The organism is Vreelandella arcis, assembly GCF_900103865.1.
GTDB classification, from domain to species: domain Bacteria; phylum Pseudomonadota; class Gammaproteobacteria; order Pseudomonadales; family Halomonadaceae; genus Vreelandella; species Vreelandella arcis.
Genome location: NZ_FNII01000009.1, coordinates 126,468 through 146,950, shown reverse-complemented (window position 1 = coordinate 146,950; position 20,483 = coordinate 126,468). Strand labels below are relative to the sequence as shown.

Below are 20,483 nucleotides of genomic sequence, written 5' to 3'. Positions count from 1 at the left end.
GTCACCTATCAGTGCTTGAAACATCGTAGAGCCGTTGGCCCGCCATCCACTCGATTATCCAATGGGCAATGGCATCCGCGTCGTTAAGTGCCAGCTGAACCGTTGAGGCTGGCAATTCCACCGGAGACGGCCCATCAAGAGCAACCGCCTCAACCCCATGACTGCATAAAATCTCCGCGTCCCCTATACCATTTCGATAAAGCACCAGCTTCGCCAAGGGCCATGCCTTAAAGCCCTCTACTAATACTAGATCAGGGGCGTGTACGGTCATCATCGCCAACAGCTGATTTAAATCCGGCTCATCGCCCCCTGGGGTTTCCTGCATCAACGCTAACCGTTGACTTGATGCGACCAGGATAGGCGTCGCCCCCGCGCTGCGTAGCTTATAGCTATCTTTACCCGGCCGATCGACATCAAAACGGTGATGGGCATGCTTTATCACGGCCACCTTAATGTCTTTGGCGCGAAGGCGCGGCAGCAACTGCTCCAACAGCGTCGTTTTACCCGTCCCACTCCAGGCCGCTATTCCCAGCACGGGAAAGGATATCGATGAGTCTAACTGCATAATCGCTGGGCTCCGTAGGAACTAGGTTAATCAGCATCGCCGTCGTTATCTGTCGGCTCATCCGGCAACAACCAATTCAGCGCTATGCCCACCAGTGCGGCAAGGCTAACGCCTTGAAGCGTAAATTGACCACCGCCTACCTGCATGCCGCCAATCCCAAAGACAAGAATCAGCGACACCACCACTAAATTGCGCGGGGCAGTTAATGAGTGCCCCGCACGAACCAGGGTATTCATGCCGACGACCGCAATGGAGCCAAACAGTAGGGTCATGATACCGCCCATCACGGGGCCTGGGATGGTTTGTAGGAACGCTCCCAGCTTGGCAATAAACGCCAGCATAATCGCCAGTCCCGCCGCGACCACCATATAGCGAGGATTGAACGCCCGTGTCAGTGTTACCGCCCCGGTCACTTCGGAATACGTGGTATTAGGCGGCCCACCGAACAGCGCCGCTATCGTCGTCGCCAGGCCATCACCTAAAAGCGTGCGGTGTAGACCAGGTTTTTCCAGGTAGTTACGGCGGGTCACCGAACCGATAGCGACCATATCACCAATATGCTCTACCGCAGGGGCAATAGCGACCGGAATCATAAACAGAATCGCCGCCCAGTGAAAACTCGGCGCGGTAAACGATGGCACTGCCAGCCAACTCGCTTCCTGCATCGGAGTAAAATCCACCACCCCCATCAACAGCGCTAAGCAGTAACCCACCATAATGCCGCCCATGATCGGGATTAAACGCAACAGTCCGCGGCCAAATACAGCCAACACTAGGGTGACCAGCAGGCTCGCCATCGACAAGAAGAGCGCCACCCCATAACCAATGTGATCGCTGGTTTCGCCAGTGGCCATATCAACCGCTACCGGCGCCAACGCCAGGCCAATCACCATAATCACTGGCCCCACCACCACGGGTGGTAGTAGGCGATGAAGCCATCCGGTGCCTTTGACGCGTACGGCTGTGGCAATCGCCACGTACACAAGCCCTGCCACCATCAAGCCGCCAAGCGTAGCCGAGACACCAAAGCTTTTGATGGATCCCTGAATCGGCGCAATAAACGCAAAGGAGGAGGCGAGAAAAACAGGTACCGTTAAACGCGTCACCGAGTGAAACACCAATGTGCCTATCCCAGCGGTGAATAGCGCGACACTAGGATCAAGCCCGGTTAACAGCGGTACCAATACCAAGGCCCCAAACGCCACGAATAACATTTGGGCACCGGTCAGCAATACCTTTGGCCAGGATTCGGACTGGCTAGGCGAATCGGTCATCGCACGACTCCTCACAGGTCATAGCGGTTTTTAGGAGGCAAAAAAATGCCCCTAACGTAAAACGCAGGGGCCGATTAGCATTTATCGATTATCGCGTACCGAAGATTTTGTCGCCAGCATCGCCTAAGCCTGGGACGATATAGCCGTTTTCGTCCAGTCGCTCATCCACTGCCGCCGTGTAAATCTCTATCTCCGGATAGGCCTCTTGCACACGTTTAATTCCCTCCGGGGCGGCGACCAGAACGATCACCTTCATACTGTCGCAGCCACGCTCTCGCAGCATATCCAATGTCGCCACCATTGAGCCGCCCGTGGCCAGCATGGGGTCAATCACGATGGCCATGCGCTCTTCGATATCGTTGGCGAACTTGGCAAAGTACGGTACCGGTTGCAGCGTTTCTTCGTCGCGGTACAGCCCGACAACACTGACTCGTGCGCTGGGAATTAAATCGGTGACGCCGTCTAGCATGCCAAGCCCGGCGCGCAATATCGGCACTACCGTGACCTTTTTACCTTTTAGCCGACGCGTGGCGATGGGCTCGCCATTCCACCCTTCAATCGTGTGATCTTCGAGTTCAAGACCTTTTGTGGCTTCGTAGGTTAATAGCTTCGCCACTTCACCCGCTAGCTCGCGAAAACTCTTAGTGCTTATTTCAATCTCGCGCATCAATCCCAGTTTGTGCTGAACAAGCGGATGGTTAATGGCATAGACACTCATGGGACGTCCTCACTGCAGGGGATTGGGGCAACGCGGGTAATCAGAGACTTACAAAATTGCGCAACATTCTACCCGTAACCCGCCACCAGGTTAAGGGGTAGCGGGTAATTGCCACTCAATAGGCGCGCGTCCATGCTCGACCAAAAAACGATTCGCCTGAGAAAAGTGGCGAGTACCAAAAAAGCCTCGGTGGGCCGATAACGGCGAAGGGTGCGGGGCTTCCAATACCAAGTGGCGCTGCGTATCAATGAGTGTTTTTTTCTGCCGAGCATGACTGCCCCAGAGCAGAAACACGCAGGGCTTGGCATGCTGGCTTACGGTCTTAATGGCACTGTCGGTAAACCACTCCCAGCCTTTACCTCGATGAGACGCCGCATTGCCCTTCTCAACCGTCAACGAGGTGTTGAGCAGTAAAACACCTTGCCTGGCCCAGGCTTCCAAATGACCATGCTTAACCGGCTCAACGCCTAGATCACTGGCCAATTCTTTGTAGATATTGAGTAGCGAAGGCGGCACTGCCACCCCCGCTTGAACAGAAAAACACAGGCCGTGCGCTTGATTGGGGCCATGATAAGGATCCTGACCCAATATCACGACCTTGACATCATTAAGCGGCGTCAATTCGAAGGCGCGAAACCACTGCGACGAATGGGGATAAATGGTTTTTTTAGCTTCTTTTTCCTGGGCTAAAAAGTGTTTCAGCGACTGCATATAGTCTGCTTGAAACTCATCTCCCAACCAATGATTCCAGTCTTCAGGCAGCGGGGTCGACATAATTATTTCTTCACTTGATCAACCAATGGCTCGACATAGGCAACGCCCATATCCCAGGGAAATTGAATCCAACACTGCTGGGCCACTTCGGTTAAGTACTGATCCACCAGAGGACGCCCTTCGGGCTTGGCATAGATGGTGACAAAATGCGCATCGGGCAACATTTCACGCACCGCGCGAGCGGTTTTACCCGTATCGACTAAGTCATCGACTAACAGCCAGCCATCGCCGTCGTGGTCAACGCCCTTCAGGATATCTAGCCCACCCTGATCCATATGGTCGTAGCTTTTGATACACACGGTATCGATCAACCGCACGTTCAGTTCACGCGCGATTAAAGCAGCCGGGATAAGGCCGCCCCGAGTGATCGCCACAATGCCTTTGAAATCCCGCTCAACCAGCTGGTGACAAAGCTGGCGGACATCGCGATGGAGCTGATCCCAGGACACGATGAAATGCTGGTGGTAGCGTTCGCTGCTCATATCGATCGTTACTCGTCTTCGGTGAATGAACATACCGCGAAGACGCTATAGCCCGCATCGCGAATCTTTTGTGAACCACCTAGCTCAGGTAGGTCAATGATGGTCGCTGTCTCGACGACATGCCCGCCGCTGCGCTGGATAAGATTGGCCGCGGCCAGCATGGTGCCGCCGGTCGCAATCAAATCATCCATCAGCAAAATGCGGTCATCTTTTTGGAAAGCGTCCGAGTGAAGCTCAACTTCTGAATGACCGTATTCCAAGGTGTAGGTTTCACTGATGGTTTTGAACGGCAACTTACCTTTTTTGCGCACCGGGACAAAGCTACAGCCCAGCTCATAAGCCAACGGCGCCCCAATAATAAACCCACGTGCATCGATAGACGCGATGGCATCCAGGTTCATTTCCTGGTAGCGGTGTACAAAGCTGTCAATCAGCTTGCGAAATGCCGCGCTATTTTGCAGCAGCGGGGTAATATCACGAAAATTGACCCCTTGCTCTGGCCAGTCAGGCACTGTGCGTATCACGGACTTAATATAATCGCCGTAGATGCTCATCGCGTCTCTCATTGGGTTAATAAATCAACGTTAGTCTAGGAACAGAAATTTCACAGCAAACAGCAGCGCAAGGATAATCACGGCTGGATTGAGATCTTTGAAACGCCCCGAAAGGGTTTTAATCGCAGCATAGCTGATAAACCCAAGCGCAATACCTTCGGCAATCGAGAAGGTCAAAGGCATCGCCAAGGCCGCGATTAGCACCGGTGCCGCGTCAGTCGGGTCGTCCCAATTAGCATGCGCCAAACTTCCCGCCATTAGAACGGCCACGTACAGCAACGCACCGGCCGTCGCAAAGGCAGGGATTGAGCCTGCTAACGGGGAAAAGAACAAACTAATTAAGAAAAGCACGCCAACGACAACCGCCGTCAATCCCGTCCGCCCGCCAGAAGCAATACCGGCGGTCGATTCGATATAGCTTGTCGTGGTCGACGTACCCAGAGCAGCCCCGGCCATTGACGCGGTGCTGTCGGCCATCATCGCCCGACCCAGACGCGGCAGTTTGCCGTCTTTATCAAGTAGCTTACCCCGGTGCGCCACACCCACCAGCGTGCCTGAGGTATCGAACAGGTCAACAAACAGGAAGGCGAAAATCACGCTCAGCATGGCGACATCGAGCGCCCCCATGAGATCCATCGCCATAAAGGTCGGCGCAATCGAAGGCGGCATGGACATGAGCCCGCCATACTCATTATGGCCAAGCACGATAGACGCAATGGTAATGCCGAGAATACCGATCATGACAGCACCGGTGACCTTTAAATAGGACAGCGCGGTTATCACGAAAAAGCCTAGCAGTGCATACAGGGCAGCAGGCTCAGAGAGATCTCCCAGTGCGACAAAGGTGGCATCATTAGCCACGACAATGCCCGCATTTTTAAGCGCAATCATTGCCAAAAATAGCCCGATACCGGCGGCAATACCCAGGCGCAGTGAGAGCGGAATCGAATTAATAATCCACTCACGGATTTTAAAAACACTTAGCAAAAAGAAGCACAGACCCGAGAAGAACACAGCCCCTAGCGCCGCCTCCCAGGTATAACCCATGCCCAACACAACGCCGTAAGTAAAGAACGCGTTAAGCCCCATGCCAGGCGCCTGGGCAATCGGATAATTCGCCCATAGCCCCATGATCAAACAGCCAATAGCGGCAGCAACGCAGGTAGCGACAAACACCGCCCCGTAGTCCATTCCGGCTTCAGAAAGGATGCTGGGGTTGACGAAGATGATGTACGCCATTGTCAGGAAGGTGGTTATCCCAGCAATAACCTCTGTCTTAACGCTGGTGTTGTGCTCAGTGAGCTTGAACTGCTTGTCCAGAAACTTCATAGGTATTTTTATCCTTCGCGTAAACGCTAAATGCGCCCTGGCAGCGCGAAAAGCCGCACATACTACCGAAAGGCAACGCCTTATGCGAATACCTTGTGCAGCCGACGATCACTGGCCATGGCCCGTTAGTCACAACTATCGCTTAGCATAAGCAATCTTTAGGCCACCTTTTAACCGATCGGTCAGCAACCTACCCACGCACCAACTGCCACAAGCCCATCAACTCTTCTGGCTAGCTAACACACGCTCCACTGTTTCAACAATTGCCTGAGTTTGGGGGTCAATTTCTATATTGACCTGATCACCCGGCAAGCGCTCGCCCAATGTTGTGCGGTTAAGCGTTTCTGGAATGAGATTAACGCTGAACTCGACCGCCTCGCCGTCGGCTGAGCGACGCACGTCGCCAATCGTCAGGCTAATCCCATCGACGCCGATATAGCCTTTCTCGAAAACAAACCGCCCCAGTGATGCCGGTAGCGCAAACCACAATCGACGATTGTTGGGGGCTTCTTCGATAGCCACCACTTCCGCCATACTAATCACGTGACCGGACATCGCATGCCCACCGATCTCATCACCAAAGCGTGCCGCCCGCTCGACATTAATGCATTGCCCTGGCGCAATTGCACCAAGGTTGGTCAAGCGTAGCGTTTCACGCATCAAATCAAAGCTTACCCGATCTCCTGAGATGTCAGTGACCGTCAAACACACACCGTTATGCGCAACCGAGGCCCCTATAGCAAGACCCTGGCGTAAGGCATCAGGCATTTGCACCACGTGGGTACGAAACTTATCAAGCTCACGCACCTCGACCACTTCCACTTTGCCCTGCACGATGCCAGTAAACATAGCGCCCTCGCTTTGATTAATCCGTGTGCAAGCTTACTACTGCAGCTACCTTTTTGTGCACCCTAAAATTGTTGCACCACTAACAACGAGGATCTGCGGATGCGTGGCAATCGGCTCGCTCAACGGCTCCCAAAGAGTCATTAATACTCCAAAAAAGACGTCCAATAGTTAAAAAATTCACCACCTATCAAAACGACATTAAATGCTATGCTGTTGGTTTGACATCCCCCTGCCGGCTCTTTAGACTTTCGCCGCAAATGTAAAGGCGCCGATTTGTACCCAGATTGCGGGCGTCCACCGAGTAAACGCTTGGTGAAGTGCAGCTAAAAGGGTGTGTCCAGCGTTGATGGCCACCCGCAAAGGGTGGCCTTTTTTTGTTTCCCGCCCTACGCTTGCGCCCTCACCTTCGTCTTTGGCCTACAGGCAAGGCAGACGCCATGATCGAACTTAATAATGTCAGCAAAACCTATGGCACCGGCAGCCATGCCGTGCACGCCCTCAAGGGCGTCAACCTAACGATTCCCAAAGGCGCCATCCACGGCGTTATCGGATTATCCGGCGCTGGCAAGTCGACGCTGATCCGCTGCGTCAACCTGCTGGAGCGCCCTACCCAGGGAACCGTTACCGTTGACGGCCAGGAAGTCACGGGGCTCAGCACCCCGGCGCTCAATCAAGCGCGCCACCGGATTGGCATGATCTTCCAGCACTTTAACCTGCTTACCACGCGCAACGTGTTCGATAACGTCGCGCTGCCGCTGGAGCTAATGGGCCAGCCGCGCAATGACATTCGCGAGCGCGTGACGCCGCTGCTCAAATTGGTCGGGCTGTCCGACAAGTCGGATCAGTATCCGGCCCAGCTGTCCGGCGGCCAGAAGCAGCGCGTGGCGATTGCCCGTGCCCTGGCCAGCAACCCTCGAGTGCTGCTTTGCGATGAAGGCACTTCAGCGCTCGACCCCCAGACCACCAGTTCGATCCTTGAGCTACTGCGCGATATCAATCAGCAGCTCGGCATTACCATCTTGTTGATCACCCACGAAATGGAGGTTGTGAAATCGATCTGCCACCGGGTCAGCCTGATCTCCGATGGCGAACTGGTCGAGGACGCCGAAGTCGGCGATTTCTTTACCGCACCGCGCACCCAGTTAGGCCGCGAGTTTCTCAACGATTTTCTCCAGCTATCGCCTCCCAAAGAGCTGCTTGAGCGGCTCACTGAGGCCCCCGAAGCCAACGCGCACCCGGTGGTACGCCTGACATTTTCGGGTGATGCCGTTTCCACGCCTCTGATCTCTCGGCTAGCCCGCGAATGCGGTGTTGATGTGAGCATTTTGCAAGCCAAAGTGGAATCGATCCAAGACCGCACGCTAGGCTTAATGATCGCCGAACTGCTGGGCACTGCGGAGCAAACTCAAGCCGCTATGGACTACTTGGCAGACCATCAACTACAGGTAGAGGTACTTGGCTATGTCCAGCGCAATGCTTAATCTTATTATTCAAGCCACGCTAGACACTCTCTATATGGTCGGTGTTTCCGGGCTGATCTCAACGTTACTGGGACTGCCGCTGGGCGTGATGTTATATGTGACGCGGCCACGGCAAATTTTAGCCAAGCCCGCCCTGAACCATACGCTGGGCATTGTGACCAACGTTGGCCGCTCCATCCCGTTTATTATTTTGATGGTGGCCATCATTCCTTTCACCCGGTTTTTAGTCGGCACGTCCATCGGCATCAACGCTGCCTCGGTACCGCTGACTATTGCTGCAATCCCCTTTGTCGCGCGACTAATCGAAGGGTCATTGAATGAAATTTCGCCGGGCTTAATCGAAGCCGCCCAAGCCATGGGCGCCACCCCCTGGCAAATTATCGTTAAAGTCCTCATTCCTGAAGCGCGCGGCGGCATTATTACCGGTCTCACCATCACTCTGGTAACCCTGGTGAGCTACTCCGCGATGGCCGGCGCTGTCGGCGGCGGCGGCCTGGGCGATCTTGGTATCCGCTACGGTTACAACCGTTTCAATCCCATGATTATGCTGATCACGGTGGTCGTGCTTGTGGTCATGGTTCAAGGCTTTCAAAGCCTGGGCGATTATCTGGTACGCAAAACCGATAGAAAGTAGTCGAGTTGCTTATCAGTGGACATATAACGAAAAAGCATTAAAATTGACCCTATTATCGCCAAACATCAAACCCAATATGACAGGAGTTGCTATGAAAACATTAGCCCTGAGCACCCTTACCGCATTAGCGCTGGCCGTTAGCGCCAGCGCCCAGGCCGAAAGCATCAAGATGGGCACCGTCGCCGGCCCTGAAACCGAAGTGATGCAAGTCGCCGCGCGCATTGCCAAGGAAGAGTACGACCTCGATATTGAGATCATCGAGTTTACTGACTACGTAACACCCAATGCCGCATTAGCCGACGGTAGCCTCGACGCCAACGCCTACCAGCATGAGCCCTACATGATGTCGATGGTCAACGATCGTGGTTACGATTTCGCCATTGCGGGATACACCTTCGTCTACCCCATCGGCGCTTATTCCGAGAAGTACGATAGCATTGACGAGCTGCCCGAAGGCGCCCAGATCGCGCTGCCTAACGACCCTTCCAACGAAGGTCGTTCGCTAATTTTGATGCATAATAAAGGCCTCATCACGCTTAACGATCCTGAGAATCTCGAAGCAACCCCCATCGATATCGCGGAAAACCCTAAAAACTTCCGTTTCCGCGAAATCGAAGCGGCCCAGCTTCCGCGCGTTCTGCCGGATGTCGACATGGCCTTTATCAATAACACCTTCGCTCAACCAGCCGGCCTAAGCCTGGACGATGCGCTGATCAAAGAAGGCCCGGAATCGCCATACGTCAACCTGATTGCCGTTAGAGGCGGCGATCAAGACCGTGAAGATATCCAGCAACTGGTTGACGCCTACCAGAGCGAAGAAGTGATTGAGAAAGCTGAAGAACTCTTCGATGGCGGCGCGGTGCCTGGCTGGAAATAATTCTCCGCCTTAGCTAGTTACGAGACGAGACGAACGACACTGGGCCGACAACTGTCGGCCCAGTGTCGTTATAGATGTATATAATGATGGAGCAATCATGTCGCTTGAAACTGTGAACTACGCCCTTCTCAATCGCCAACTTGAGGCGCTATTAGATAGCCGCGACTGGTTAACCAACAGCGCGCAAACCTGTGCATTCATCATGCAATCCCTGCCTCACTTGAACTGGGTCGGCTTTTATCTGCAGCGCTCGCCAGAGGTACTGGCCCTGGGGCCTTTCCAAGGCAAGCCAGCCTGCCATCCAATTCCGTTTAGCAAAGGCGTTTGCGGTGCGGCAGCAAGCCAGCGAGTCACCCAACGAGTTGACGACGTGCACAGTATCGCCGATCACATCGCGTGCGATATCGAGTCACGCGCGGAACTAGTCATTCCGATCATCCACGATCATCAGCTATGGGGCGTATTGGATATCGATAGCCCGACGGAAGCCCGCTTTAGTCATGAGGATCAAGCTGGCATTGAAGCCTTGCTCGATATCTTTAAAAGCCAAACAGACTTACCTAAATGGGCACACTGACGCTGGCAACACCACTGGCTTAGCACGTTACTCTCTTTACGTGTATCTCTGTCCCATGCCCATACAAAAACGCCTCGTCAATAATGACGAGGCGTAATCTGGTAGGACCAGGCGGATTTGAACCGCCGACCTCCACGATGTCAACGTGGCGCTCTAACCAACTGAGCTATGGTCCTAAAACTGGGGAATAACGACGCTCAGCAATACAAAACAGCGATGGTAGGACCAGGCGGATTTGAACCGCCGACCTCCACGATGTCAACGTGGCGCTCTAACCAACTGAGCTATGGTCCTGCCGAGCAACGGATGCGTATTTTACGTTTCCGCGACTGAATTGCAAGCTATTTATCGACTTACCCGAGCGCCACATCACCGGGTAATTTTTCGACTTGGCACAATAAACCGAGTGCTACACTGGAACGACGCCCCACCGACGAACGTCCTATAAAAAAGGAGATTGGCCATGTTAGGCCTAATGCTAGGAAGCATCGCGATCGTCTTATTGCTAGCGACACTTATTTCCCGCATCAGGCTACGCTGGTGGTGGATCCGCAGCTTCGAGTTTCCTCGTTTGCAAATTGCCTGCGTAGCGGCGGCATGCTGTATCGCAGCACTATGGCTACCCCTCTCCTTCACGTGGCGACTGATTACACTGACCGTGTGCTTGGTCGTTATTATCATTCAGGCTTGCTATATCCTGCCCTGGACGCGTCTTTGGACTAAACAAGTGCGCTCAGCCATTGTCCGCAATGAAGCACGCGATATTACGCTGCTGATCGCCAATGTACTGACACCTAACCGACAATCCTCAACGCTTGTCAGCCAAATCCACGCGCATCAGCCGGACATCGTGCTAACCCTTGAATCAGACCAATGGTGGCAGGATCAATTAGACCCCGAACTGGATCCGCAGTGGCCCTACAGCGTTAAGATTCCACTCGACAACCTCTACGGCATGCACCTTTACTCACGTCTACCGCTAGAAGACACCTCTGTCGAGTGGCTGATCCAGGACGACATTCCTTCAATTCACACCTATATCAAGCTACCAGGAAGTGAACGAATCCGGTTTTTTGCCGTACATCCGCGCCCACCCGCGCCGAGCGAGAGCGAAAAATCCCTGTGGCGCGATGCCGAACTGTTATGGATCGGTGAGAAAATTCAAAAAACACCCCAGCCGACGCTGGTGGCTGGCGACCTAAACGACGTCGCCTGGTCACGCACGACACGGCGCTTTTGCCGGGTTAGCGGCATGCTGGATCCACGCAGGGGGCGCGGCATGTTCAGTACCTTCCACGCCCAATACCCGATCCTGCGCTGGCCCCTCGATCATATTTTTGTCAGCGAACACTTTATGCTCGGCAACATGCGCCGCTTAGCGGGGTTTGGCTCAGACCACTTCCCCATTCTTGCCACGCTCTGCTACCGGCCCGGGCGCAAAGATGAACACGAGAACCCCAAAGCGAGTGCTGAAGAGCAAAGCGAAGCGCATCAAACGATCCGCAAGGGCCAGCGTGAAGAGCAAAAAACCTAAATTTTTCGAACAACTCTAGCCATTGTCATTATCCGGCACGCCACCTAGCGTGAGTTCTCTTGGGTCAAGTAACCGCTCAAGGGTGCTGCGCTCCAGGTCGGTGTGCTCTTCGGCAACGTCAATAATGGGTCGCCCAGTTTGATAGGCTTCCTTGGCGATGGCCGCTGCCGCATTGTAACCAATGGTGCTATTGAGGGCTGTCACCAGGATCGGATTACGCGCAAGCGGTGCCTGAATATTGTCTTCACGCACCTTGAATGTCGCAATGGCACGATCAGCCAGCAACCGGGTGGTATTACTCATCAACGTTATGCCCGTTAACAAGTTATGCGCGACGAGCGGCAGCATCACGTTCAACTGAAAATTGCCGCTTTGCCCCGCGACAGTGATGGCGGTGTCCAGACCAATCACCTGTGCAGCGGCCTGAGCAGCAGACTCTGGAATAACGGGATTTACTTTGCCGGGCATGATGGAACTACCTGGCTGAAGCGCCTCGAGCTCAATTTCGCCAAGCCCTGCAAGCGGGCCGGAGTTCATCCAGCGCAGGTCATTGGCTATCTTCATAACGATGCAGGCTAAGCCTTTTAGGTGTCCGGAAAGCTCTACGGCCGCATCTTGCGAAGCGAGGCTCGCAAAAAAGCTGTCATTGGGGGTAAACGCCAACCCCGTTTGCTCGCTTAACTGTGCTGCCACCCGCTCAGCAAACCCTTCAGGCGCGTTAATACCGGTACCTACCGCCGTGCCCCCCTGGGCCAAGCGACATAGCCGCGTTAGGCAGCTGTCAAAGCGCTCAATGGCCTGCCCCAGCTGGCTCGACCACGCACCCAGCTCTTGATCCATGCGCAACGGCATGGCGTCCATTAGATGCGTTCTCCCCGTTTTAACCACGTCAGATAGCGCTTCAGCGCGCGTATCAATTGTGTCGCGAAGGTGAACCAGCGCCGGACGCAACGATTCATGCACCGCCAACGCGGCCGACACATGTATCGCGGAAGGAATAACGTCATTGCTCGACTGCCCCATATTGACATGGTCGTTGGGCAAGACCTCAACGCCGCGACGGCTCGCCAGCGTCGCGATAACTTCATTAACGTTCATGTTGCTGGAAGTGCCGGAACCTGTCTGAAACACATCGACCGGAAAATGCTCGTCGTGAGCCCCACTTATCACTTCTTCCGCTGCTTGCTGGATGGCCTGCGCGCGGTCGTCGTCCAGCTCACCCAGCGCTAAATTGACCTTCGCTGACGCGAGTTTGATCCGCGCAATCGCATGAATAAAAGCCACCGGCATGGGGGTATGCGAAACAGGGAAATTATTCACCGCACGCTGGGTTTGAGCCCCATATAACGCTTCGGCTGGGACGTCCAATTCCCCCATACTGTCGCGTTCAAGGCGCGTTGTCATGGCGATCTCCTTATAGATAAAAGCTGATGAATACTGAGTCGTCGATGAGACAAAGTTATTAACCGACGGGCATGGCTGGGTCTGTTCAGCGTCTCGCCTTATTAGGCTAGTGCCCGCCGGATAAAACTCAAGTGGCCCTGACGACAGCCTTAATAAACATTGATGTTGCACTGCACAAAAACGCCTGCTATGCTGCATCGCAGAACATAGGGGAAAGCACCACAGGACGAGATGTCGTCTAGCGCTGCTACCCATTTTATCTAGACGCGTTAGCACCGCTAATCAGGAGATTTGATCATGAGTACTTTCAACACCAATGAGTGGACACAGCAGTTTGATAATATCTTCATGGCGCCAGCACGCGCTTACGCCGCGCTGAGTGTCGACATGACAGAGAAATTTTTCAACGCCCAGTTGGATGCTCAAAAAGCCTACGTTGACACCAGCCTCTCCCAAGCGCGCCAGCTTATGAGCGTTAAAGACGCTGAAGGGCTTCGCAGCTACATGGAAGGCCAGCAAAAAGTCGCTAAAGAAGTGGCAGAACGCCTTAAGAGCGACGCTGATAATGTTGTTTCATTGCAAAAAGATTTTGTGCAACAAACCCAGAAAATCACCGAAGACAACATCAAGCAGGCAAAAACCGCTGCCAGCAAGATGGGTAACACCGCCTAATATTGATGGCTCATCGCAGCACAGCTGCGGTAGTTAACTCTTAAAAGCCGCCAGCTGATCGCTGGCGGCTTTTTTGTTACCAATTAAGCGCAGTTTTCACAAACGGAATGGTTAATTTGCGCTGAGCGGAAAGCGAAGCCTGATCCAAGGTTTCCAGCGCCTGGCAAAGCGCGCCAAGCTCACGAGGTCCGCGGTGAAGAATATAGCGCCCCACGTCGTCGGGCAGTTGCATGCCTCGTGCATTAGCCCGCAGCTTTAACGCAGCTAGTCGCTCATCATCATTAAGCGGATGCAAATGAAAGGTCGTCCCCCACGTCAGCCGAGACGCTAAGTCGGGTAGAACGACACCCAACTGCCGCGGGGGCGCGTTCGCCGCAATCACCAAATGTTTACCGGCATCCCGCAGGCGGTTAAACGCATGGAACAACGCTTCTTCCCAGCGTTTTCGCCCTACCACCTGCTCCAGGTCATCAATCGAGACCACGTCCAATCGTTCGATGTCTTCAAGCATCAACGGCGGGAAATGGCCGAGTTCTGCTAACGGCAGGTATAACGCCCGCTTATCTCTATCCGAAGCAGCGTGACAGGCGGCTTGCAATAAGTGGCTACGCCCTGAGCCCGGCGGCCCCCATAGATAAATGAAGTCATCACCGGCAGGTGCCCACTGTTGCTGAAGACGATCCAGCAAGGCAGCGTTGGCTTCCCCTGGGTAATAATTATCAAACGTAGCGTCGTCGCGCAATCCTATCCCAAGGGGAAGCTGCGCCGGCACGTGGCTCATGAAGGCGTCCTTTTGTCATCAATCGCGGGTACGTCGGCATCCTCACGGTCGTATTCGTCAGCGGCATTGTATAGCTCGCTGCGTTGATAGCGGTCTTTGACCTCACGTAACAGCACCATAATAACGGCGGCGGCCGGCAGCGCTAGCAATACCCCGGTGAGTCCAAATAAATTGCCCCCTGCCAGAACGGCAAAAATAACCGCTACCGGGTGTAGGCCAATTTTATCGCCCAGCAGTTTAGGCTGTAAGACGACGCTCTCTGCCACCTGGCCAATCGTAAACACGGCCACTACGCCCAATAACCCCCACCAGGTGCCAAACTGGAAAAGCGCGACAATCAGCGCGATGCATAGCCCCAAAATAAACCCAAGAAACGGCACAATGCTTACCAATCCAGAAACCACGCCAATCAACAGGCCAAAATCAAGCCCCAACAACGTTAGTCCGCCCGCATAAAGGATGCCCAAGCTGAGCATGACCAACAGCTGTCCGCGCAAAAACGATGCCAGCACTTCATCGCAGCGACGCACCAGCCTACCGACATCATCCGCCCATTGACGCGGAATCAAATTGGCAATATTGCTGATAAGACGATCCCAGTCCAACAGCAAATAAAACGTTACGACAGGAATCAGCGCTACATAAGTGATCCACGACACAAATGCCATACCCGAGCGGCCTATTTGGCCAAGCGCTTGGGCAAGGTAGCCGCCAGCATCGCGCCAATTCTCAACCAGCGTCTCCCGCACGTTGACCAATTCAGAGCGTAGATCGTATCCCGTCCATTCAAAGACCTGCGGAGCCACCGTGTTCTCCCCCCAGGCAAAAATACCCGGCACGGCTTCACTTAATTGCTTCAACTGCTGGACCACCAGCGGGATGACGATAAGCAGGCTGACAATCAACACCACCAAAAGCACACAGAAGACACTGCTGACCGCCACCGGGCGGTTCATTCCCCAGCGTTGGAATTGGTTGGCCAGCGGATCCGCTAAATACGCCAGAATAACGCCAGCAATAAACGGCATTAACACGGCATCCAATAAATATAACAGCCCGAAGATTAGGACTAATAGCAGGATGCCCCACCATGAATTGCGCATATAACTCCTTTAATGGCCACTGTTACGACAACCTACTATGCCGTATATAAATAAAAACCGCCTGCTTTTGTTCACAGCCAGTGGAGGCGATGCGAGCCTCGCCACCGAGTGTTACAATTCGCCCCAGTTATCGCCCGGCTCTGGCGGCGTACGCCAGTCACTATTGCACTGCACTCAGCTCCATAGGATCTGTCATGACCGAGACCTCTTCTTCGCACGCTTCATCGTCCCCTTCGCTTAGCTATAAAGATGCTGGCGTGGATATTGATGCCGGCAATGCCCTGGTCGAGCGCATTAAACACGTGGCCAAGCGCACTACCCGCCCGGAAGTCATGGGCGGATTAGGCGGTTTCGGCGCACTTTGCGAATTGCCTCAAGGCTACCATCAGCCGGTACTGGTCTCCGGGACCGATGGTGTCGGTACCAAGTTGCGTCTCGCCATGACGCTAGGCAAACATGACACCATTGGCATCGACCTGGTGGCCATGTGTGTCAACGACCTTATCGTGGCGGGTGCCGAGCCACTGTTGTTTCTCGACTACTATGCCACGGGCAAATTAAATGTCGACATCGCGGCCGACGTCGTCACGGGTATCGGAGCCGGCTGCGAACAGGCAGGCTGTGCACTGGTCGGCGGTGAGACCGCCGAAATGCCCGGCATGTACGAAGGCGACGACTACGATTTAGCTGGATTCTGCGTCGGGGTGGTTGAGAAAAGTGAAATTCTTGACGGTAGCCGCGTTGCAGAAGGCGACGTTCTACTAGGCCTCGCTTCATCAGGGCCGCACTCGAACGGCTATTCGCTGATTCGTAAAATCATCGAGCATAGCAATGCGCCCCTGGATACCCAGGTCGATGGCATTCCCCTAGCGGATGCGCTGATGGCCCCGACGCGCATTTACGTTAAAGCCCTGCTTTCCCTACTGCGTGATAGCGACCTATCGGTTCATGCTCTATCGCATATTACCGGTGGTGGGCTACTTGAAAATATTCCCCGCGTGCTACCTGAGTCATTAGCGGCCCGCATTGATACTCGGGCATGGGCACGACCAGCCGTCTTTGATTGGCTTCAAACTCAGGGCAATGTCTCGGATACCGAGATGCACCGGGTTCTGAACTGCGGTATTGGCATGGTCGCAGTGGTTCCAGAAGCGCAGGCCGACCAAGCCATGGCGCATCTAAAAGCCCAGGGAGAAACCGTGTATCGCCTTGGGCAGATTGAGCCTCGTCAGCAAGAAGCCGTTGTGCTGGAGAACTTACCCGCATGAGTACGTCTGATTACAGCGATACCCTAAACGATATGACGCCCGAACCCACCGCTCCCCCAAGAGTGGTGGTGTTGATTTCCGGCAATGGCAGCAACCTGCAAGCGCTCATTGATGCGCAGTCGCACGACCGTCTAGGCGGCGAAATTGTCGCGGTCATCTCCAATGAGCCCGATGCCTATGGCCTCAAGCGCGCGCGTGATGCAGGCATTGACGCCGTTGCCTTGCCTCACCGGGAATACGACAGCCGCGAGGCATACGACGGGGCGCTGATCAAAGTCATTGAGCGCCATGAGCCTGACGTGATCGTGCTCGCCGGTTTTATGCGCATTTTGACGCCGCGCTTCGTTCAGCGTTTTCTGGGCCGTATGATGAATATCCACCCATCGCTGCTACCCGCTTATCAGGGCCTCAACACGCATGCTCGAGCACTTGAGGATAACGTTACGCAGCACGGCTGCAGCGTTCACTTCGTTACCGAAGAACTCGATGGCGGGCCAGTGGTGCTACAAGCAGCACTCAACGTCGCCGACGACGACAGCATCGATACGCTTAAACAGAAGGTGCAAGACAGAGAGCACCTTATCCTGCCTATTGCCGTACAGTGGTTTTTGCAGGGGCGGCTTCAATTCAGTAGCCAAGGCGCCACCATGGACGGCCATCCGCTGCCACTCCATGGGATGCGACTTTCCCACGAGGACGCTGCTGAAGAGCTCGATGAGCCATCTTGATAACCTAGGCATTTTAATGACTATTGTCGCTTAGCCGAAAAAAACCGAGCGGTGTAATAACCCGCTCGGTTCTATTGCATAACAACCGAGTAACGTTTAGGTACGCGGTAGTGTCACCCCACGCTGGCCCATGTACTTGCCCCCACGATCTTTATAAGAGGTTTCGCACACTTCGTCAGATTCCAGGAAGAGCATCTGCGCGACCCCTTCATGGGCATAGATTTTAGCCGGCAAATTCGTCGTGTTGGAAAACTCCAACGTAACGTGTCCTTCCCACTCCGGCTCAAGCGGCGTGACGTTAACGATGATGCCACAGCGGGCATAGGTGGATTTACCCAGGCAAATCGTCAACACATTACGCGGAATGCGGAAATACTCGACCGTGCGCGCCAACGCAAATGAGTTAGGCGGGATAATACACACGTCGCCTTTCACATCGACAAAGCTATTGGCATCGAAGGCCTTAGGATCCACGATCGCCGAGTGAATATTGGTAAAGACTTTAAATTCATCCGAGCAGCGGACATCGTAGCCATAGCTTGACGTGCCATAGGAAATAACACGCTGCTCGTTAATGTAACGAACCTGGCCTGGCTCAAAAGGCTCAATCATGGCGTCACTTGCCGCCATGCGCCGGATCCATTTATCAGACTTGATGCTCATTAGTTACGTATTCACTCGCTAAAGGAAATAGTCGGACTTTCATTACCCTGGCCATCCACGCTTTGCGCAACGCGTTTGGCAATCGCCGCAAACGTCTGACTAACGGCGCTGTCTGGCTCCGATACGACGCTTGGTCGTCCTGAATCAGCCAGCTCGCGGATCGATAGCGTCAGTGGTAAGCGGCCAAGCACCTCGGTATCGTACTCTTCGGCAATTCGGTCACCACCGCCAGAACCGAATATCGGCGCCTCGTGGCCGCATTTTTCGCAGTGGTAAAGGCTCATGTTTTCGACGACACCTAAAACAGGCACATTCACTTTGCGAAACATTTCAATGCCTTTTCGCGCATCAAGCAGGGCGATGTCTTGAGGCGTCGTGACAATCACCGCACCCGCCACCGATACTTTTTGGGCCAGCGTCAACTGAATGTCGCCGGTACCAGGCGGCATATCGATAAGCAGAAAATCCAGGTTATCCCATTGGGTCTGGTTTAGCATCTGCTGGAAGGCCCCAACCACCATCGGCCCTCGCCACACCATCGCTTCACGGTTATTGACCATAAACGCCATGGACATGGCTTGCAGCCCATGGGCCTCAAGCGGTAAAAATTTATCATCCCCCGATGCTTGCGGGCGAACACCCTCAGCGACACCGAGCATTTGTGCTTGGCTTGGGCCGTAGACATCCGCATCCAGTACGCCTACACGGTATCCCTGGGCAGATAACGCCAATGCCAAGTTAACGGTCACCGTTGACTTACCAACGCCTCCCTTACCCGAGGCCACGGCTATTATGTGTTTGACACCTTCCATTTATAGCGACTCCTCGTCTAGCGCTGCATTCATTAGTGCAGCAAATGATACTCTTCGCTGGGTCAATCATAAACCAAGACTAAAAAAAGCGGGTGCTGAATACACATCAGCACCCGCTCAGCGAAGCTCCTAATCAAATAGAGAGCGATTTAGCCAGCGTTTTGCTCATTGCCATTGCCTTCTTCGTTATCTGACGGCGACTCCTGGTTGCTGCCTTCGTCGCCGCTCTGTTCGTTAGCTTCATTACCAATCTGCGAACCACTTTCTTGTTGCGCCTCTTGGCCGACATCGTTCGCGGCTTCGGCTAAGCGAGAATCCAGCGTTGAAAGCTCATCGCGCCAATCAGTCAGTTGACCTTCCAAGCGCTCTAGTTGCTTTTCTCGGTCAGCCACTTGGCCTTCAACCTTGGCCAGTTCTTCGCGGCCGATATCCAACGCTACCATCAAGTCTTCCATTTCGCTGCGCACTTGGCTAAGGCTGTTCTCTTCCTCCTCACGCAGTGCTTTCAGCGAATTCACTTCTTCTTGCAGCGTATCGCGCTCATTAATTGCGCTTTCACGCTCTTCACGGGCACTATCGCGTTCGGATTCTGCGTTAGCGATCTCTTCATCGAGCGTTGCCAAGCGCTCATTGGCTTGCTCAATCTGGGTGTTCAGTTCATTCAAGGTTTCTCTCGCCGCGTCTCGCTCGGCGACCGCTTGCTGACGCTCTTTTGCGGCTTCTTGGCGCGCGTTTTCAGCCTCTTGGCGAGCATCTTCAGCACTCTGGCGCGCGGCCTCAGCTTCTTGACGCGCTTGATCAGCCTCTTCGCTGGCCTGCTGAACTTGTTGACGCTCTTCACGCAGCGTTTCCAGCTCGCCTTCGGTCTCGCTTACCTGTTGATTGAGTTGGTCAACTTCACTCTGTAGCGTGCTGCGCTCTTCTTCAAGTGATTCGAGCTGCGAACGGGCATCGCTGACTTCCTGCTGTGTACTCTCCAGGGCCTGCTGTTCTTCAGCCTGCTGCTCTTCGAGCGCACTCATCTGATCTTGCAACGCCGCAAGATCCGCTTCGGCATTATCGACTTCATTAAGCTCTTGACTGAGCGATTGATTTTCTTCTTCTACGCTGTTGAGTTCTTGGTTAAGCGATTGGTTTTCTTCTTCTACGCCGGCAACCTGCTCCTCAAGCGCTGCCACCCGGTCGCGACTGGTGCCAACGTTGGACTGGGCCATGATCGCCCAGATCACTGCAATCGCCGCGATGCCCGCAATCGCTTTTACCCGATTATCGCGGAACAGCGTCTTCATATCCGGTTTGCTATTGGTTGGCTCGTGATCGGAATGTTGCTCATCTGACATGTCGCCTCTCCCTTAGGTTTTCGCTGCGCGTTGCGCGGATGGGTGTTGGCTGCGCATTGGGCAG

22 protein-coding genes and 2 tRNA genes are annotated in these 20,483 nt (G+C 54.2%); 8 read left to right on the top strand and 16 right to left on the bottom strand.

The window, feature by feature from the left end; translation table 11 throughout:
• Position 1 precedes the first annotated feature (1 nt).
• The 8 genes from mobB to BLR97_RS12530 form a co-directional block, all read right to left on the bottom strand.
• The gene (mobB, locus tag BLR97_RS12565; protein ID WP_089706877.1) at positions 2 to 565 is read right to left on the bottom strand and encodes a molybdopterin-guanine dinucleotide biosynthesis protein B; all 564 of its coding nucleotides are present in this window, start codon (positions 563 to 565) and stop codon (positions 2 to 4) included.
• A 26-nt stretch (positions 566 to 591) separates the two neighbouring features.
• Positions 592 to 1,839, bottom strand: a complete 1,248-nt coding sequence (locus BLR97_RS12560; protein WP_089706876.1) for a uracil-xanthine permease family protein — start codon at positions 1,837 to 1,839, stop codon at positions 592 to 594.
• A gap of 88 nt (positions 1,840 to 1,927) precedes the next feature.
• A complete protein-coding gene (upp, locus tag BLR97_RS12555) occupies positions 1,928 to 2,557 on the bottom strand; it encodes a uracil phosphoribosyltransferase (RefSeq protein WP_089706875.1) in 630 nt (209 codons plus the stop codon).
• A 90-nt stretch (positions 2,558 to 2,647) separates the two neighbouring features.
• Positions 2,648 to 3,331, bottom strand: coding sequence for a uracil-DNA glycosylase (gene ung, locus BLR97_RS12550; RefSeq protein WP_170833022.1), 684 nt, complete (start codon positions 3,329 to 3,331; stop codon positions 2,648 to 2,650).
• 2 nt (positions 3,332 to 3,333) lie between these two features.
• Positions 3,334 to 3,813, bottom strand: a complete 480-nt coding sequence (gene gpt / locus BLR97_RS12545) for a xanthine phosphoribosyltransferase (protein WP_089706873.1) — start codon at positions 3,811 to 3,813, stop codon at positions 3,334 to 3,336.
• A gap of 8 nt (positions 3,814 to 3,821) precedes the next feature.
• On the bottom strand, positions 3,822 to 4,367 hold the full coding sequence (locus BLR97_RS12540; protein WP_089706872.1) for an adenine phosphoribosyltransferase: 546 nt from the start codon (positions 4,365 to 4,367) through the stop codon (positions 3,822 to 3,824).
• Between the two features lie 30 nt (positions 4,368 to 4,397).
• The gene (locus BLR97_RS12535; RefSeq protein ID WP_089706871.1) at positions 4,398 to 5,696 is read right to left on the bottom strand and encodes an NCS2 family permease; all 1,299 of its coding nucleotides are present in this window, start codon (positions 5,694 to 5,696) and stop codon (positions 4,398 to 4,400) included.
• Between the two features lie 219 nt (positions 5,697 to 5,915).
• Positions 5,916 to 6,545: a riboflavin synthase subunit alpha gene (locus BLR97_RS12530; RefSeq protein WP_089706870.1), complete on the bottom strand. Its 630-nt coding sequence runs from the start codon at positions 6,543 to 6,545 to the stop codon at positions 5,916 to 5,918.
• A gap of 437 nt (positions 6,546 to 6,982) precedes the next feature.
• Here BLR97_RS12530 and BLR97_RS12525 point away from each other — a divergent pair, with 437 nt between their 5' ends.
• From BLR97_RS12525 to BLR97_RS12510, 4 genes are all read left to right on the top strand, one after another.
• A complete protein-coding gene (locus BLR97_RS12525; protein WP_089706869.1) occupies positions 6,983 to 8,026 on the top strand; it encodes a methionine ABC transporter ATP-binding protein in 1,044 nt (347 codons plus the stop codon).
• Entirely contained in the window at positions 8,007 to 8,660 is a 654-nt protein-coding gene (locus tag BLR97_RS12520; protein WP_089706868.1) for a methionine ABC transporter permease, read from the top strand. Before BLR97_RS12525 ends, BLR97_RS12520 begins: the two co-directional genes overlap by 20 nt.
• A 91-nt stretch (positions 8,661 to 8,751) precedes the next feature.
• Complete coding sequence (locus tag BLR97_RS12515) at positions 8,752 to 9,537, top strand: MetQ/NlpA family ABC transporter substrate-binding protein (protein ID WP_089706867.1); 786 nt, start codon at positions 8,752 to 8,754, stop codon at positions 9,535 to 9,537.
• Between the two features lie 97 nt (positions 9,538 to 9,634).
• Positions 9,635 to 10,114, top strand: coding sequence for a GAF domain-containing protein (locus tag BLR97_RS12510; RefSeq protein ID WP_089706866.1), 480 nt, complete (start codon positions 9,635 to 9,637; stop codon positions 10,112 to 10,114).
• 99 nt (positions 10,115 to 10,213) lie between these two features.
• On the opposite strand, the gene BLR97_RS12505 is transcribed toward BLR97_RS12510, so the two are convergent.
• A tRNA-Val gene (locus tag BLR97_RS12505) sits at positions 10,214 to 10,290 on the bottom strand.
• A gap of 41 nt (positions 10,291 to 10,331) precedes the next feature.
• Positions 10,332 to 10,408, bottom strand: a tRNA-Val gene (locus BLR97_RS12500).
• A 169-nt stretch (positions 10,409 to 10,577) separates the two neighbouring features.
• Between BLR97_RS12500 and BLR97_RS12495 the strand changes: the two genes are divergently transcribed.
• Positions 10,578 to 11,648, top strand: a complete 1,071-nt coding sequence (locus tag BLR97_RS12495) for an endonuclease/exonuclease/phosphatase family protein (protein WP_089706865.1) — start codon at positions 10,578 to 10,580, stop codon at positions 11,646 to 11,648.
• 15 nt (positions 11,649 to 11,663) lie between these two features.
• Here the strand turns inward: BLR97_RS12495 and BLR97_RS12490 are convergent, their stop codons facing one another.
• Positions 11,664 to 13,052, bottom strand: coding sequence for a class II fumarate hydratase (locus BLR97_RS12490; protein WP_089706864.1), 1,389 nt, complete (start codon positions 13,050 to 13,052; stop codon positions 11,664 to 11,666).
• Positions 13,053 to 13,349: 297 nt separating this feature from the next.
• On the opposite strand from BLR97_RS12490, the gene BLR97_RS12485 reads away from it, so the two are divergent.
• Positions 13,350 to 13,724 (top strand): phasin family protein, encoded by a 375-nt coding sequence (locus BLR97_RS12485; protein ID WP_089706863.1) that lies wholly within the window; start codon positions 13,350 to 13,352, stop codon positions 13,722 to 13,724.
• 76 nt (positions 13,725 to 13,800) lie between these two features.
• Here BLR97_RS12485 and hda read toward each other — a convergent pair whose 3' ends face one another.
• Positions 13,801 to 14,505, bottom strand: coding sequence for a DnaA regulatory inactivator Hda (gene hda / locus BLR97_RS12480; RefSeq protein WP_089706862.1), 705 nt, complete (start codon positions 14,503 to 14,505; stop codon positions 13,801 to 13,803).
• Positions 14,502 to 15,608 carry an AI-2E family transporter gene (locus BLR97_RS12475; protein ID WP_089706861.1) on the bottom strand — a complete coding sequence of 369 codons (1,107 nt, stop codon included), beginning with the start codon at positions 15,606 to 15,608 and terminating at the stop codon, positions 14,502 to 14,504. The genes hda and BLR97_RS12475 overlap by 4 nt, the downstream gene beginning before the upstream one ends.
• A gap of 194 nt (positions 15,609 to 15,802) precedes the next feature.
• On the opposite strand from BLR97_RS12475, the gene purM reads away from it, so the two are divergent.
• Both purM and purN read left to right on the top strand, forming a co-directional pair.
• Positions 15,803 to 16,876, top strand: a complete 1,074-nt coding sequence (purM, locus tag BLR97_RS12470; protein ID WP_089706860.1) for a phosphoribosylformylglycinamidine cyclo-ligase — start codon at positions 15,803 to 15,805, stop codon at positions 16,874 to 16,876.
• Positions 16,873 to 17,604: a phosphoribosylglycinamide formyltransferase gene (gene purN / locus BLR97_RS12465; protein WP_089706859.1), complete on the top strand. Its 732-nt coding sequence runs from the start codon at positions 16,873 to 16,875 to the stop codon at positions 17,602 to 17,604. Before purM ends, purN begins: the two co-directional genes overlap by 4 nt.
• Positions 17,605 to 17,700: 96 nt before the next feature.
• Here purN and dcd read toward each other — a convergent pair whose 3' ends face one another.
• The 3 genes from dcd to BLR97_RS12450 all read right to left on the bottom strand — a co-directional run bounded on the left by dcd (position 17,701) and on the right by BLR97_RS12450 (position 20,419).
• A complete protein-coding gene (dcd, locus tag BLR97_RS12460) occupies positions 17,701 to 18,267 on the bottom strand; it encodes a dCTP deaminase (RefSeq protein ID WP_089706858.1) in 567 nt (188 codons plus the stop codon).
• A gap of 11 nt (positions 18,268 to 18,278) precedes the next feature.
• Positions 18,279 to 19,079, bottom strand: a complete 801-nt coding sequence (gene apbC / locus BLR97_RS12455) for an iron-sulfur cluster carrier protein ApbC (RefSeq protein ID WP_089706857.1) — start codon at positions 19,077 to 19,079, stop codon at positions 18,279 to 18,281.
• 149 nt (positions 19,080 to 19,228) lie between these two features.
• The gene (locus BLR97_RS12450) at positions 19,229 to 20,419 is read right to left on the bottom strand and encodes a coiled-coil domain-containing protein (RefSeq protein ID WP_089706856.1); all 1,191 of its coding nucleotides are present in this window, start codon (positions 20,417 to 20,419) and stop codon (positions 19,229 to 19,231) included.
• Positions 20,420 to 20,483: the final 64 nt, after the last annotated feature.

Coding starts and splice junctions, on each gene's coding strand:
- mobB (WP_089706877.1), bottom strand. CDS start 565: ATGCAGTTAGACTCATCGATATCCTTTCCCGTGCTGGGAATAGCGGCC.
- BLR97_RS12560 (WP_089706876.1), bottom strand. CDS start 1,839: ATGACCGATTCGCCTAGCCAGTCCGAATCCTGGCCAAAGGTATTGCTG.
- upp (WP_089706875.1), bottom strand. CDS start 2,557: ATGAGTGTCTATGCCATTAACCATCCGCTTGTTCAGCACAAACTGGGA.
- ung (WP_170833022.1), bottom strand. CDS start 3,331: ATGTCGACCCCGCTGCCTGAAGACTGGAATCATTGGTTGGGAGATGAG.
- gpt (WP_089706873.1), bottom strand. CDS start 3,813: ATGAGCAGCGAACGCTACCACCAGCATTTCATCGTGTCCTGGGATCAG.
- BLR97_RS12540 (WP_089706872.1), bottom strand. CDS start 4,367: ATGAGCATCTACGGCGATTATATTAAGTCCGTGATACGCACAGTGCCT.
- BLR97_RS12535 (WP_089706871.1), bottom strand. CDS start 5,696: ATGAAGTTTCTGGACAAGCAGTTCAAGCTCACTGAGCACAACACCAGC.
- BLR97_RS12530 (WP_089706870.1), bottom strand. CDS start 6,545: ATGTTTACTGGCATCGTGCAGGGCAAAGTGGAAGTGGTCGAGGTGCGT.
- BLR97_RS12525 (WP_089706869.1), top strand. CDS start 6,983: ATGATCGAACTTAATAATGTCAGCAAAACCTATGGCACCGGCAGCCAT.
- BLR97_RS12520 (WP_089706868.1), top strand. CDS start 8,007: ATGTCCAGCGCAATGCTTAATCTTATTATTCAAGCCACGCTAGACACT.
- BLR97_RS12515 (WP_089706867.1), top strand. CDS start 8,752: ATGAAAACATTAGCCCTGAGCACCCTTACCGCATTAGCGCTGGCCGTT.
- BLR97_RS12510 (WP_089706866.1), top strand. CDS start 9,635: ATGTCGCTTGAAACTGTGAACTACGCCCTTCTCAATCGCCAACTTGAG.
- BLR97_RS12495 (WP_089706865.1), top strand. CDS start 10,578: ATGTTAGGCCTAATGCTAGGAAGCATCGCGATCGTCTTATTGCTAGCG.
- BLR97_RS12490 (WP_089706864.1), bottom strand. CDS start 13,052: ATGACAACGCGCCTTGAACGCGACAGTATGGGGGAATTGGACGTCCCA.
- BLR97_RS12485 (WP_089706863.1), top strand. CDS start 13,350: ATGAGTACTTTCAACACCAATGAGTGGACACAGCAGTTTGATAATATC.
- hda (WP_089706862.1), bottom strand. CDS start 14,505: ATGAGCCACGTGCCGGCGCAGCTTCCCCTTGGGATAGGATTGCGCGAC.
- BLR97_RS12475 (WP_089706861.1), bottom strand. CDS start 15,608: ATGCGCAATTCATGGTGGGGCATCCTGCTATTAGTCCTAATCTTCGGG.
- purM (WP_089706860.1), top strand. CDS start 15,803: ATGACCGAGACCTCTTCTTCGCACGCTTCATCGTCCCCTTCGCTTAGC.
- purN (WP_089706859.1), top strand. CDS start 16,873: ATGAGTACGTCTGATTACAGCGATACCCTAAACGATATGACGCCCGAA.
- dcd (WP_089706858.1), bottom strand. CDS start 18,267: ATGAGCATCAAGTCTGATAAATGGATCCGGCGCATGGCGGCAAGTGAC.
- apbC (WP_089706857.1), bottom strand. CDS start 19,079: ATGGAAGGTGTCAAACACATAATAGCCGTGGCCTCGGGTAAGGGAGGC.
- BLR97_RS12450 (WP_089706856.1), bottom strand. CDS start 20,419: ATGTCAGATGAGCAACATTCCGATCACGAGCCAACCAATAGCAAACCG.